Source organism: Buttiauxella gaviniae (genome assembly GCF_040786275.1).
GTDB classification, from domain to species: domain Bacteria; phylum Pseudomonadota; class Gammaproteobacteria; order Enterobacterales; family Enterobacteriaceae; genus Buttiauxella; species Buttiauxella gaviniae_A.
In genome coordinates this window covers 4,243,861-4,259,163 of the sequence record NZ_JBFMVT010000002.1, presented here as the reverse complement: position 1 = coordinate 4,259,163, position 15,303 = coordinate 4,243,861, and the positions used below count along the sequence as shown (strand labels likewise).

Below are 15,303 nucleotides of genomic sequence, written 5' to 3'. Positions count from 1 at the left end.
CTTGTGAAAATTAATTCACTCAGGCTTTTAAGAATTGAAAGTTCGCTGTTGAATAATGACCTCACATTCACAGTAATATCTCTTTAACTAAAACTCAACACCTTCGCAACGCAAAGAAAAACGAAAAAGGAGCTGAGTTACGCATTCATTAGGGACGTTTAATAAATATGAGAATTAACCTGCCAAACAGGCGGCTCACATCAATGACCTTAATAAAACCGACGTTTCTTAATGCCGTTTCGTTACACTCATTAACACTTTAGCTTTCTTTTTTATTTATAGATAACCAGTTAGTGGTAATAAGGGCATTAAAAGGATTACGCGGTTCTTTATTTATTTCTTTTATTTAATAGAAGCTAAATTCTGAAAGAAAAGAACCCCCACACTTTCGTACGGGGGTTTAGGTATTAATGGTATTTATGCTGCATGCGAAGCAACAAGAAGCGCGTTGTTTGAATTAGCGGCTGGAGCAGGAGCTATTAAATCTGCCGCTGATGTCGGAGCGATACTGGCCATCGCCGTTACCAGTTGCCCTACCGCACCCGTTGCAACATTAGAATTCGCCCAGGCAACATAGCTTTTACCGTCTTCCCACATTTGATCCGTCGTGGCCTCGAATGTTCCATTGAAACCTGAGGTGGAGTCCGCTCCCCACGGGTTGGTAATGATGAATTTATCCGTATTGTCATCGAAACCAATGATGGCCAACTGGTGCCCTGAAACAAAATCCGTATAGCCGTTCACCGAATCCTTTGTGTTTTCCCAACTGGAAATTAACGCTGGTTGATGGTTTAACACGGCGGCTTTTAGCTCAGGAACAATGCTTGAATTCCATTTATCGAGTGTTGGCGTGTAATAGGACGTAACGGTGTCGCCTGTCATTGCTTCCAGTGGATCCCACAACCCGCCATCTAAAAACGCGTAGGTATTATCCGCCCCGCTATACGTTGATCGGTATTGCAGATAGGCTCGCTCATAAATAGCAGCCCATGAAGAAGAGGAAGAAGACTCTCCGTAAGAGCAGACATTATTATCTACCGTGACCCAGTCAGTATTTCCCCCCCTGAAGAAACGCACGCTGTAGGTGTCATTGCTGTTCTGTACCACCATCGATTTAATAAAGTCCGGGCTGGTATTCACCACTGACTGGAAGGTTGATAACACCCAGCAGTCACCAATTTGTCCCTGGTGAATATCATTGATAGTCGGTGTGCCATTGGCAAACAGCGGTCGTCCATCGACGTGAGCCGTTGAAGAGGAAACCGGAATATCCGCGCCGTCAAACCAGGTGGAGATCAACTGGTTAAACTGAGTCGCAGATGACCCTACATTCAGGCTGCCGATACGGGTGAATGTCCCGTCCGTATTGACCCAATCCACCGATGCACCGCCAGCGCCATTCACCAGACCATTAGCCAGGGAATACACCGAAGAATCTTTACCGCAGATCTGACCGATATTCTGGACATAGCCCTGCAAAGCCGTATAGGCGGAAGTGGAAAGGGAATCGGTCAGGCTGGCATCCAGAGCTTTCATCACCGACTCAATCGCGCTGAAGCTGAATAAGGTCCCGGCGCTGGAAACAACGGACTGCATAATGCTTTTCAGGCCGGCATCGCTCAGGCTGTTAATCAGCGTCTGGGAAGTGCTGTCACTGGCGGTAAGCATACTGCGCTGGCTATCGGTGAGCGTTCCAATCTGAGTTGAGGTCAGGCGTGGCCCAACCGCCAGCAACTCCTCCGGAGTCAACGCCTTCAGATCGCCTGAGTAGACCGCAAGATGAGCAGCATCCAGTGAGGCGATAGCGCCAGGCTTCAGGCTGGCGAGCTGGGCTGGCGTAAGGGCGGCGAACTGAGCAATGTCCGTATTATTGATAAGAGCCGATGCGAGCCATTCCGGGTGCGCCAGCGCCTGGATCTGGGTGGCGCTGAAGGAAGAGAGCTGCGTTTGCGTTAGCCCCTGGTACTGGCCCAGGGTCAGGGCTGCAATCTGGCTGGTAGAAAGAGCCGAGATATTTAGCACGCCAAATTTTGCCGATGCCATAGAGCCCAGATTATTCATTGAAGCGACCTGCGCGGCGCTCAGGGCTGCCAGGTGAGCGGTGTCCATTCCCGAGAGCGCGGAGGTAGTAATCTGGTTCAGACGGCTGGTGTCGAGGGCGGTGAACGAAGCCAGTTGCAGATGGTTAAACCAGTCAGCACTGAACTGACTGTAATTGGCAGATAACGGGGCCATTTGCCACGGCAACAGGCCTGCGGCAGCGGTCGCGGGTAGCCAACTGGCATGCTGGAAACTATCGATTTGCGCCGCCGTGAACGAAGAGACCTGCGCGGCGGTGAGGCCTGCCCACACCTGTTTGGACCATCCTGCCATCACAGATGCGGAGACACCTGTCAGGTTGAGCTGGCTAAACTGAGCGTTACTCAGTGCCGCAATACTGGTGATCTTGTTGACTTCAGCCGGGGTCAAGCTGCTGAGGTGTGAGAACTGGTAAGGCGTCAGTCCCTGTAACGCCGTGGTACTGAGGCTGTTGAGCCAGGTATCGGGCAGTTTAGAAAAATCGGTATTGATGGCGTTGACCTGGGCGACAGTCAGGGCGCTGACAATATTCAGCGGTAGCGCTGCCGGATTGGCGATGGCGCCGATCTGAGCTGTGCTCAGAGTATTAAACTCCGCCGGCGTCAGGGTTGCATACTGGTCAGGTGTCCAGGTCGCAATCTGTGCGATAGACATAGCTGAGATGTTAAGGAGGCTGAACTGATGGCCGCTCAACTGGCTGAGGTTGTTTAATGCCGCGGTCTGGGTAGCGGTGAGTGTGCCAAGGCGGGCATCGCTTAAACCGACAACTGTCGCAGCGGTGAGCTGGCCGATCTGGGTGGCGGTCAGCCCCTGGAATGTTGCAAGGCTGAGGCCATTGAGCCAGTCGGCGGAAACGCCGGAGAAGTCCAGTTTAATCACCCCGATCTGGGCGGAGTTAAGCGCGCTTACGTGGGCAAAATCAATTTGTGTCCATGTCGTCGCAGAGATCTGACCAAGACTCGTCACACTCAATGACTGGAATGCGGGGATACTCAGGTTGTTCACCCAGGCTGAAGAGAACCAGGAAAAACTGATATTGATATTAGCCAATTGTTCCGCGCTAAATCCTGTGGCGGCAGAGGCTGACATCCAGTCAGGATGCTGCATAGCCTTTATCTGAGTATCGCTTAACGTTGTTATCTGCTGGGCTGTAAGGCCTGAATAATTGTTGTGTGACCAATTCCCAATCGCGGATGCCGATAACCCTGTCAGATTGAGCTGGCTAAACTGAATGCTACTGAGCGACGTTATACCATTCAGGGCGGTAACTTGAGTGGCAGTAAGAGCATTCAGATGGATGTTATCCAGGCTGGCAACTTTTGCCGAGGTAATTTGGCCTATCTGAGTCGTGGTCAGCCCCTGAAATGCGGTAACAGCCAGGCTGTTTAGCCAGGCAGCGGAGACCGAAGCAAGGCTTGGCGTAATAACAGCTACCTGCCCAGCAGTTAAACCAGTGACCGCCGTAACCGGGATCCATTCCGGGTGAACCATTGCTTTAATTTGATCGGATGTCAGAGCTGAGACAAGTCCCGCAGTCAATAAAGCATAATCTGACTGAGTCCAGGTACCAATGGTGTTTATATCCGGTGAAGCGGCAGTATCTTGTGTTGTTGACATATATTACCCCTTAAAAGCCTATATTTCTTTTTGGGTACCTGATGAGTTAAACCCGGCGTAATAACACCGTAAAACTTAATTCACTCAGGTCTTTCAGGATGGATGATGCGCAGATGAAAATTCACATCACTATCAAATTAATTTCTCATTAACTAAAAATCAACATCCTTTAAACATCATGCAGGATGTTTTGATTAGCCAGTCTTAATGAATATCGGTGTCACCTCGCCTTTATGGATAAATTCTATTAACAACCCTGAAGAGAACCTCGATTTAGATAAAAACATGTCATAGTTATTTACACTTTAGGACAGCGCAGAGGTGATATTTATATTTCTTCCACTGCTACATGGTCATCAATTAAATAATTAGCGGAACAAATCGAAAAATATAAAACCTCGGTTTAACGCTCATGTAAGGAACTGGACGTCACGTCATAAACCGGGGAAATTAAATATTCAATGAGTCGCCGTCTGTCGGTTTTTATTTCTGCCGTCACGCCCATGCCGGGAACCAGATTGATTCTGTTGCCGTCCGCATCAATAAAATTTTGTGCCAGAGAAACGGTTAACGGGAACACCAGCGTACTGGTCGCCTGGCCGCCGCCGAAGCTGCCGGTCATCGCATTTGATGCATGGGTGGGATCCCGCTGGCTTTGTTGAGCATCAGCATCGGGGATCGCGTCTTTGGAGATTTTTTTTACCGTGCCATTCACGGTACCGTAGCGGGTAAACGGAAAGGCGTTGATCTTCACATCCACATGTTGCCCTTCCCTGATAAAACCTATCTCCTGGTTTGGCACGTAGGCAATCACTTCCATGCCGGCCTCTTGCGGAACCACGCGCATCAGTTCGTCGCCCCGGTTGATAACCTGCCCCGGCGTTGTCAGGCTTGAGGCGGCAACAATGCCATCCGTCGGGCTGGTCAGCGTCATATGGTTGAGCTGGACCAGGCTCTCCTTAAATTTTTCGCGCAGACTGGCGGCCTGGCGTTCAGCCTCGACCAGTTTTTGCAGGTTGGTCGCCACAAAATTATCGCGCGTCTGTTGGAACGAACCGCTGAGAATGGTTTTGCTGGCGATAATATTGCTCAACTGTGCCCGGGAGTTAGCCAGATTATTTTGTGCTTCTTTGACATTCGCGATGACCTGTAACCAGTCGTCGCGGGAAACCACCTGTTTTTCAACCAGATCCCTTCGCAAATGCACGCGCTGGTTCAGGGTATCAATCAGGCTTTCCTGAGAGCTGATTGCGGTGCGCATCGAGGATTCCTGCACCTGGTTTTGTATCAGTTTGGCCTGAATATCCTCGAGATCGGCATTGAGTTTAGCCAGCTCGCTACGCATTACGGCGTCTTCACGGCTGCGAATATCCTCCGGGATCGGCGAGTTTTCCGGCCACTCGAGCGCACTCGTTTGCACAAGTTGACCGCTGTTCAGGGTTAACCCCGAAAGTCGTGAATCCTCTGTCTGACGGCGAATAATTTCAGCCTGCCATGACAAGAGCTGTGAGCCAATATCGCTGTGCTGGGCCTGGACGTCATTTGCCTCAAGCATCACCAGCTTTTGCCCGGCACGTACACGATCGCCATTCTGCACGAGGATCTGCTCCACCTTACCGTTGACCATCGACTCCACCACTTTCACATAACCCTGCGGCTGTATTTTTCCTCCGGCCGTCGCAATAACGTCAATTTTGCCGACAATTGACCAGATAAACGCCATAACGACCAGAGCGCAAATGGTGTACAGCATCTGGAGCCTGAGGGGCGAAGGGGGCGTCTCCTGCACTTCCAGCGCGGAAGGCAGGAACTCACGATCGCTGGTAAAGGTTTTGTTTTTTAGATCGAAGAATTTCATGCAACCTCCTCTGTTTGCGGCGTGGATTCAGCATGAGGCCGGGAAGCATTTTGCAATGACCATAAACGGGCATAGAGGCCTTTGTGAGCCAGCAACATGTCATGCGTGCCCTGCTCCATAATTTTTCCATCGGCAAGGCAAATAATCCGGTCACAATCCCGAACGGTGGACAGACGGTGCGCAATAATCATCACCGTACGGTCTTTCACCATGAATTTCATATTGTTACGGATGATGTTTTCACTCTCATAATCCAGGGCGCTGGTCGCTTCATCAAGGATCAGAACCGGAGGATTGGTTGCCAGCGCGCGGGCAATAGCGATGCGCTGACGCTGGCCGCCGGAAAGGTTTCCCCCACGCTCTTCCACAATTGAGTCATAACCCTGCGGTAAGCGGGAGATAAACTCATCCGCTCCGGCGAGTTTAGCCACCTGCATGACCGCAGCCCGTGACATTGTCGGGTGTGCAAAGGCGATGTTGTCGTGAATGCTGCGGTTGAAAAGCATATTTTCCTGCAGCACGACCCCGATATTGCGGCGCAACCAGGCGGGATCGACGTTATTCATATCGACACCATCAAGGGTGATTTTCCCCTCGGTCGGCAAATAGAGCCGCTGCGCCAGCTTGGTGAGCGTGGATTTACCCGAGCCTGAAGAGCCGACAATCCCTATCACTTCGCCGGGCTTAATCTCCAGGGAAATATTATTCAGGATTAGCGCGGCCCCCGTTTTGTACGCAAAATTAACGTTTTCAAAGCGCAGATGGCCGCGCAGCGGAGCATGAGCTCCCTGCTGCTGAGGAGTAAATTCAGGCGGTTGATCGAGAATATCCCCCAGCCTTTCGACAGAAACCTGAACCTGCTGAAAGTCCTGCCACAACTGGGAAATCCGTAATATGGGCTGCACCACCTGGCCGGAGATCATATTAAAAGCAATCAGCTCCCCGACGCTGAGTTGCCCGTTAATGACCGCCATCGCACCAAAAAACAGAATCAGAATGGTGAACAGTTTATTGGCAAACAGAATACCGTTCTGGCCAAGCGATGTGAGCTGTGAGGCTTCAAAGGAGGTGCGCACATAGTGCGAGAGTTTGTCCTCCCACTGTTTGCGAAATGCGGGCTCTACCGCAGAGGCTTTTATAGTTTGTGCCCCGACGATAGATTCGACCAGAAATTGCTGGCTGGCCGCACTGGCATAAAATTTATCATCAATGCGTTTTTTTATTGCCGGGCGCATGACCAGCGTGATGAAGAGATAGACCGGAATACTCGCGGCGGTGATCAGCGCCAGGAACCAGGAGTAGAAGAACAACACCGCCAGGAAAATAACGATAAAGAACAGGTCAATCACGGAGAACAGCGCCTGACCGGTGAAAAAGTTCCGGATATTTTCCAGCTCACGAATCCGCGCCACGGTATTTCCCGCGCTGCGTGATTCAAAATAGCGCATCGGCAATGCAAAAAGGTGGTGAAACAGCCGCCGCCCCAGCTCCACATCAATCCGGTTGGCGGTGTGGGCGAGTAAATACGTGCGTAAATATCGTAATGCCACATCAAAGACAGCGACGATCAGCATGCCGAAAGCAATGACAATCAGCGTTTCATAACTTTTGTGGACCAGAACTTTATCAATGATGACCTGGAAAAAGAGCGGCGTAATCAGCGCAAAAATCTGGATAAACAGCGAGGCCACCACAACATGGATCAGCGGCTGGCGATAGCGTTTGATAGTAGGAATAAACCAGCTAATGGAGAAGCCGCGCGGATCTTTGCCTTCGCCACGTAACTTACGCTGCACAAGGATGATTTCACCCTCTATTTTTGCCTGCAGCTTCTCAACGGGAATGTTCATCACCCGGCGATGCGTCACGTCATAAACGCGAAACAGCCCCTGATCGTTTTTGTCTGTCAGCACGTAATATCGGCCATCCTGAAAGCGTGCCAGGGCCGGAACGGGAAGGTTTCTCAGGCGTTTTTCATTAAAGTGTGTAATTAACCGCGCTTTCATGCCAATCAGATGGCTGGCACGGATAATATCCTGCGCATCCACCCTTTTATCTTCAATGGCCAGCTCGTTAATGATGTGGTCTGGTTCAGCGGGAATGCTGTAATAATGCGCAATGGAACAGAGTGCAATAATGCCTTCACCCGGCAGAATCGTCTCGCTGGAAGCGGTATTCGGTATCACTGTCATGGTGAGCCACTCCTTATTGGTGCGCGAAAGCGGGGCCTGCGTTCAGGCCCCGTCATTAAGCCGCGATTAACTGCCCATCAGCGTTTTTGAGAAGTCATAATCACTTTGTGACAGACCGCTGTATGAGCTGTCCGCCCATTGCTGGCCTGCACCATGGCCGTTATCCCGGCCAATTGACCACATCGCCACGCGCCCGACATCGGCGTTAGACTCTGCATATTGCGCAACCTGAGAAGCATCCTGAAGGGTGAAGATCTCTTTATTGTCGTCATTCACACCAATCATCGGGGTGATCCCCAGTTTGGTATCAGCCAGACCAGCCGCTTTAATCTGGCTAATTGAGGCATCGGACGCGGCGATGGTGGCATTCCCCATATCCGGTTTGCCGCCAAACTGTGAGTCATACTGATCGCCGTAATCCATGGTCATAATATTGACGAGATCGATATGGGCGTTGTTGGATACTGCACTTTTGAGCAGATTCACCCCGTCTTGCGTCAGGCCGTCCGGTAGCACCGGCAGCGTGTAGGAGACTTCCAGACCCGGATTGTTTTTCTCAAGAATGGCAATCGCCTGATTGCGCATATCCACGGATTTTTTATCGGCGACTGCTCCGCCTTCAATATCAAAATCAATGGAGGTCGCGTGATATTTATCGATTGCCGTCTGGTACAGCGCCGCCAGGCTGGTCGCATCTTTCGCGTTCAGTGCCGCTTCCGTCCCGCTGGCGCCCCCGAAAGAGAGTGTTACGCTGCCACCGGTTTTCTGGAAATCACTGATCTCCTGGGCAAACGTCGAGGTTCCGTCTGGCGTGGCATCATTATCAACCGGCACAACACCGCCCCAGGCAAGCCCACCCTGGCTGCCGGAAACAAGAAATGCGAGGGTGAAATCTTTCACACCAGAGTGCTGGCTGATAGTGGTCAGGTCAGGGGTTGGCCAGCCTGTCATATCAACATACGGTGCAAATTCATAACTGGCGGTATGAGTACCCGCTGGCGTCACCGTGGTTGGGTCAGTAGGTGTGGTCGTGGTGCCGCCCGTGGTAGTTCCCGGCGTGGTGGGGTCGGTGGTGACCGGTGTGACTGGGGTTACCGGATCAACGGGAACGGTGGTTGTGGTGCCGGAACCTAACGTCGTTTGCCATTCCGCCATCATGCTACTGTCTTTCGCTTCAATATTACTCATACTCATTTCAGATAAAGATACGCCATCTAAAATATAAGTCTGATTGTTAGAGGGAATAGAAATAACCACTGAGCCGTCTGTCTGGCTAATATCAAATTGATCTGCCTGCATCCAGCCAAAATCCAGGACATCTGTTGCAGGGTTAAAGCTGACGTGGGTATTGGTGCCCCAATCCCAGGTGATGGTTTGCGTTGTCATCTGTCTTATCCTCTTTATTGAAGAGTAAAATTATTGTGTTTTGGTTTACCTGTTGCGTCGTTGATTATGCCTGTAATTCGGCCACCCCCTTTGTGGTATATTTCTTACTTATGCGTAGGAAAAATATAATAATTCACAAGGAATGCTCCATAACAAAACCTTACGGTAAAACTTGATAACGCTTATTTAGCTGCTTATTTAATTGGGACGTATCAGGCGCCCCCTGTCTTTATCAACACATCCCGATTCATTATTTATTAAATAACCTGAACAGTTAACGCCCTATTAATAAGGTTGAGCGCATTAATTAAACCCGTTGCCGTCAGGTAACCCTGCCGCCTGTCCCTGATTTGTTTCTGATAACTGGCCTAATATCCCGGTGCTCGCCAGCAAACTGAGCCGCGCGGACTGCCAGGCGGCAATCGCCTGGATTCTCTGCTGCTGAGCATCTGCCAGCGCCGACTGCGCGTTCATCACCTCAAGAATATCCGCCACATTTTTGTCGTAACGGCGCTGCGAAGAGCTGACCCCCGCCTGCGCCGCGTCCAGTAACTGCTGGCTGGCTTGCAGGATGCTGAGTGAGGTTCTGGCATCCGCCCAAGCTTTCACCACATCGGTAAGGATCTGCTCTCTGGTGTTCTCCATCTCGGCTTCACTTTGTTCGGCCTGTGCGCGGGCCTCCAGCACTTTATAGTGGCGGCTGAAGCCCTCAAACAGCGGAATCGAGATGGTCAGCCCGATATCTTTGTCGGTCTGATTGATGGTCGACAGCCCCTGATTCGGGAAACCGTTGCGCGACATGTGCGCCGTTAAATCCAGCGTCGGCAGGCCTTCCGAGCGTACGGAGGTGATTTTTTCCTGATCCGACGTCCATTTTGCCCGCGCCTGGCGGATCGCCGGATGCTGGCTTTCGGCCTGTTTCAGCCACTGGCTGAGATCGCGAATATCAGTGGGGATAACGCGATCTGGCTGCGCCGGCAGAGTGATACTGACTGATTGATCGATACCCATCGCCTGTTTCAGCAGCGCGATATTTTTCTGATAATCCCCGCTGGCGTGCATGGCATTGAGCTGTGCTTTAGCCAGCGCGGTTGAAGCCTGAACGGTGTCATCAAGTGTCGATGCGCCTTTGTCTTCACGCCGCTGCGCCACGGTTAATGTCCGCTGCGCCAGGTCAGCAATCTGCAGACGAGCACTCACCTCCGCCTGGCTGGTCATCGCCTCAAAATACGCCTGAATCACTGAAACCATGGTTTTCTGCAGCGAGGCATCGTGCCCCGCGATAGCTGCAATCAGCATCTGATTGGCCGACTCCCGGTTGGCGGCTCGCCCGCCAAAATCAAACAGTCGCCAGTTCAGCGAGGCATAATACTGGTTGCCAGTACTCGTCACGCCGGGTTCACGTGAGCCGGAGGAGTAAACGGTCGAGTCCCGCAGACGGCTGACCGAACCGTTGATGGTCGGCAGATAAGCGGCACGGGCTTCACCGACGACCCCGGTCTGGGCCTTAATTTCAGCCCAGCTGGCGCGGATTTGCGGGTTATTGCACAGCGCCGTATCCACCGCGTCGCTCAGCTCTAACGTCTTGCGGAAATCGACCGGCGTATAACAGTTGATCCGACTGGAGTCCGGCAATGTTGCCCCGGACTCCAGTTGCTCTGGCTGCGCCTGGAGCGGATCATCGAGTAAATTGCTGATGCCCCCGGCGTGAGCGGCCTGTTGCATCAGCATTCCCAACAGGCACAGATGGACTAACGTCTTTTTAGCGTTCATTCAGGCTCTCATGGGTGTGTTGAATCAGAGGAGAAAGGAAGTACTCAATCACCCGACGGCTGCCGGTTTTAATCTCAATTGAAGTACTCATGCCCGGTTTAAGCGCAGACGGTTCCCCGTCAATGTTCATTGTTTTCTGATCCAGCCGGATATGAACCGAATATTGCGAGTTCTGCGGTTTCGCCGCTGACTCACTGGCTTCCCCACGGTTTGCCGCCATGTTATCGGGAATGTTGTTTGACCCGGCATCCATCGCATCGCGGGAGACATAGGTCACCTCCCCCTGCATCATTCCGTATTTTGTGTAGTCATAGGCATCGATTTTGACCGCCGCCTGCTGGCCTTTGTGGATGAAACCAATGTCTTTGTTCTCAACAATGGCCTCAATTTCGACCTGGTTTTGTTCAGGTACAATCACCATGAGCGGCTGCGCGGCGGTCACCACGCCCCCGACCGTATGCACCGCCAGTTGCTGGACAACGCCATCAACAGGGGCCGTCAGTTGAAGCTGGGTTTTATGCGCATCAGCCCGCTGGACATCCTGCTGCGCTTCCTGCTGCTGGCGCAGTCCTTCATTGAGTTCGTCCTCGGTTTTCTTACGCGTTTCGGCAATAAAAGCCTCGCGCTGATGGCGGGCATCGGTCAGCTTGCCCTGTAGTTCAATTTTGTCCTGCTCTTTTTCAAGCCAGGATGTGACTGAAACGTCGTGCTCTTTCGCCAGGTCTTTGTAGTCCTGGGCACGTTGTGCTGCGAGCGGTAGCTGCATGCTGTAGCGGGTGATTTCCCCGTCCAGATCTTCTAACCGGCTGGTAAAATTGAGCCACTGGCTGTCAAGCTGGCTGCGGGCGGAAGAGAGTTTATCCGCGGAGATGTTGTTGCTTGCGCTGAGTTCAGTGAGTTTATTGGCCGTGATGGAGGCCAGAAGCGCACGCGAGCGAGCCACCTGCAACTCCGCCATATCCTGGTCAACTTCAGCTCTTTTCTGCTCGTGTTCGATGACATGGGTATCGAGTGTCATGAGCGGTTGCCCCGCGCGGACAGTTTGCCCGTCATCGACAAATATCTGCTCAACCCGTGCGGTTTCAACGGAAGCTATGGTTTTGGCTCGGGTCGACGGAATGATTTTCCCGGTGGCCGCGACAATAATGTCTACCTTCCCGACGACCGACCAGACGACCAGGCAGATGATTAATGCCATCAACAGGCGCGCCGTCCAGCGGCCTGCAGGTGAAACAGGCGCGAGCTGCAAGGAGAGCACCGCCGGTAAAAACTCCGCCTCCTCCGACTTTAAGGGCGGCGGTGTGAGCGCTTCACGTTGCTTCCAGAAGTAAGAGAAATGGGCGCGATAACGTTGCATCAGCTCGCGCCATGCTAAATATCGGTGTTGTAAACTCATGCCGCGTCCTCCTGCGTTGTCGTTCCCTGTTGCAGGGCAAACAGGTGCGCATAGATGCCACCCGGTTTATGAATGAGCTCCTCATGGCGACCGACTTCGGCGATCTGCCCGCGCTCCATCACCACGATGCGGTTAGCTTCCCGCACCGCAGACAGGCGGTGGGCAATGATCAGCACTGTGCGACCCTCACAAATCCGGCGCATATTGTCCTGAATGATTTTTTCTGACTCGTAATCCAGGGCACTGGTTGCTTCGTCAAAGATCAGAATGCGCGGATTGGTGATCAGCGCCCGGGCAATGGCAATACGCTGACGCTGGCCACCTGAGAGCCCGGCCCCCTGCTCGCCAATCATGGTGTCGTAGCCTTCAGGTAACTCACAGATAAACTCATGCGCGCCCGCAAGTTTTGCGACTTCAATGACGGCTTCGAGCGGCAGGGTCGGGTTCGCCAGCGCGATATTGGCGCGAATAGAGCGGTTAAACAGGTTATTTTCCTGGAGCACGACACCAATCTGATGCCGAAGCGATGTGGTGTTAATCACCGCCAGATCGTGTCCATCCAGCAGTACGCGCCCGCGGTCAGGGATATAGAGACGCTGTACCAGTTTTGTCAGGGTACTTTTGCCGGAGCCGGAGCGGCCGACGATCCCGATAACTTCTCCGGGTTTGATGTCGATACTGACCTGGCGCAGCACTTCAGACGCATCCGGGCGATAGCGGAAGGAAACCTGGTCAAACTCAATGGCACCGGACAATCTTGGCAGGCGCGATTTCTGATCGACCACTTCAGGATGCGCATTGAGAATGTCACCCAGGCGGCTCATGGAAATGCCCACCTGCTGGAAATCATTCCATAGCTGCGCCAGGCGTAAGATCGGCTGCGACACCTGGCCTGAAAGCATATTGAACGCGACCAGCGCCCCGACCGTGAGCTGGTTATCAATCACCAGCCCCGCCCCGAACCACATGATAAGCGCCGTCACCAGCTTACTTATCAGCGTAATCCCCCCGTTTGCAATGGTTGAAATATTGGTGACCGACAGCCCCGAAGTGACATAACCCGCCAGCTGGTCGTCCCATTTTTTAACCCAACGCGGCTCCACGGCCATGGCTTTCACCGTGTCGATATTGCTGATGGTCTCGACCAGGAAAGACTGGTTTTCCGCCGATTTATTGAATTTTTCATCCAGGCGGCGGCGCAGTACAGGGGTGAACACCACCGACAAAAAGACGTACAGCGGGATGGAGGCGATAACAATCAGGGTTAACTGAACGCTGTAACTGAACATCACGGCGAGGAAGACGAAAGAAAACAGGATATCCAGCATCACCGTAATTGCGTTGCCGGTCAGGAACGAGCGGATATTTTCCAGCTCGCGCACACGGGCCACCGAATCACCGACGCGGCGGTTCTGGAAATAGGCAATCGGCAGATTAAGCATGTGGCGGAAGAGCCGCGCGCCTAATTCCACATCCAGCTTGCTACTGGTATGGGCAAATACCCAGGTGCGTATCGCCGTCAAAATAACTTCAAACAAGTTCGCCACAATTAACCCGACAGCGACCACATGAAGTGTTTTCATGGCGTGGTTAACCAGTACTTTGTCCATTACCACCTGGAAAAAGAGCGGCGTCACCAGGCCAATCAACTGAAGTACCAGGGATATCAGCAAAATTTCGGCAAAAACCCGACGATATTTAATCAGTGCAGGAATAAACCAAGTGAAATCGAATTTGGCTAATGCGCCGCTGAAATTAACTTTACTGGCGAAATAAATAACTTCTCCAGTCCACTGCTGAAAGAGTTCTTCAAGGGTAATAAATTCAGGTGGCGAATTTTCATGCTGAATAAGCATGCGCGGCACGGGCGTTTTGCCCTCCCCCTGATTTCCCGGGTCGTATTTGGCGATAATAAAATAGCGCCCATCACGCATCTGCGCCACCGCAGGCCAGGAGGCTTTATCCATCCGACGAATATCTGGTTTAACGACTTTAGCTTTCAGGCCTAAAGATTGTGCGGCAAGCAATATCGCCTGTCGGCCAAAAACAGGCTGCCCATCCGGTGAAACTTCGAGGTGCCCGGCAAATTGATGCTGAAGGTTAACTTTATCAACAACAACCTGGTGAAAGGCTCCTATGACCTGTAAACAGAAAAAACCACTGTCCATTGAGTACCACCGACATGATAGGAAATTTGTTAACGAATAGTTTTGCTTTTGGTAATGCCATGTAAAACATAAGTGATTAAATATCACGGCGATAAATAGTTGTCAAAGTGCCGAAAGTGAAAATGAAGATGCAATTTAGTCACTTGCATAAATTTGTGGGTACAACTTTATGGGTAAATCCTGGGGTAGCATCAGCATTGCTTGTTAATTAAGAGGCTATTTATTCCGTGGCTAGTTGTTTTTACAGGACTCATTTACAGTGGTTTTCTGTGCAGTTCATAAGTTAAACTGGTGTGAAAGGGTGATCGCGATAACAATAGTTAGCCAATACCCCTACCTTGCTTTAATCAACCTTATAAATGCAGGCTTTGATTATTATTCATCAGTATTTCGCCATTGATTAATGATATTTGACTCGAGGTTTCATTTGATATTTACATTTATAAACAGAAAACCTAAATATCTTTATGTTGCATTTAAAATATATAATATAAAAAGCGGCTTTAACACAGAAGATGTATTGGTGTGATCTTCTCTATCACAAAGAAATACATACCATCAGGATGCATCCCTCTATACTACTTATTGGGTGCTTTTAGAGGTCTATAACATTTAGTCGTTCTGCATTTGTTAAATCACTCGACTCCGTTAACCGTTCATTAAACCCTTTTCCTGAATTTCTATTCACTAACAAATAAAAAACTGCCGCTCAAATGAAACAATTAATTTCTGCTGAAACGCTTTTTTTACACAAAAATTAAGAAACATTAATTAAAGTACGTTATTTCTTTTTATATTTCACATGAAAAATCAAGATTCACTAATGTAAACATC

At 51.1% G+C, this 15,303-nt stretch carries 7 protein-coding genes; all 7 read right to left on the bottom strand.

Features of this window, described 5'->3' with window-relative positions; all coding sequences use genetic code 11:
* Positions 1-417: 417 nt before the first annotated feature.
* On the bottom strand, positions 418-3,696 hold the full coding sequence (locus AB1E22_RS20225) for a C2 family cysteine protease (protein WP_367597010.1): 3,279 nt from the start codon (positions 3,694-3,696) through the stop codon (positions 418-420).
* A 403-nt stretch (positions 3,697-4,099) separates the two neighbouring features.
* Complete coding sequence (locus tag AB1E22_RS20220; RefSeq protein WP_367597009.1) at positions 4,100-5,554, bottom strand: HlyD family type I secretion periplasmic adaptor subunit; 1,455 nt, start codon at positions 5,552-5,554, stop codon at positions 4,100-4,102.
* Positions 5,551-7,746, bottom strand: a complete 2,196-nt coding sequence (locus AB1E22_RS20215; RefSeq protein ID WP_367597008.1) for a peptidase domain-containing ABC transporter — start codon at positions 7,744-7,746, stop codon at positions 5,551-5,553. The genes AB1E22_RS20220 and AB1E22_RS20215 overlap by 4 nt, the downstream gene beginning before the upstream one ends.
* 66 nt (positions 7,747-7,812) lie before the next feature.
* The gene (locus tag AB1E22_RS20210) at positions 7,813-9,132 is read right to left on the bottom strand and encodes a chitinase (protein ID WP_367597007.1); all 1,320 of its coding nucleotides are present in this window, start codon (positions 9,130-9,132) and stop codon (positions 7,813-7,815) included.
* Between the two features lie 303 nt (positions 9,133-9,435).
* Complete coding sequence (locus AB1E22_RS20205) at positions 9,436-10,905, bottom strand: TolC family protein (RefSeq protein WP_367597006.1); 1,470 nt, start codon at positions 10,903-10,905, stop codon at positions 9,436-9,438.
* Complete coding sequence (locus AB1E22_RS20200) at positions 10,895-12,301, bottom strand: HlyD family type I secretion periplasmic adaptor subunit (RefSeq protein WP_367597005.1); 1,407 nt, start codon at positions 12,299-12,301, stop codon at positions 10,895-10,897. The genes AB1E22_RS20205 and AB1E22_RS20200 overlap by 11 nt, the downstream gene beginning before the upstream one ends.
* Complete coding sequence (locus tag AB1E22_RS20195; protein WP_367597004.1) at positions 12,298-14,469, bottom strand: type I secretion system permease/ATPase; 2,172 nt, start codon at positions 14,467-14,469, stop codon at positions 12,298-12,300. Before AB1E22_RS20195 ends, AB1E22_RS20200 begins: the two co-directional genes overlap by 4 nt.
* Positions 14,470-15,303 lie beyond the last annotated feature (834 nt).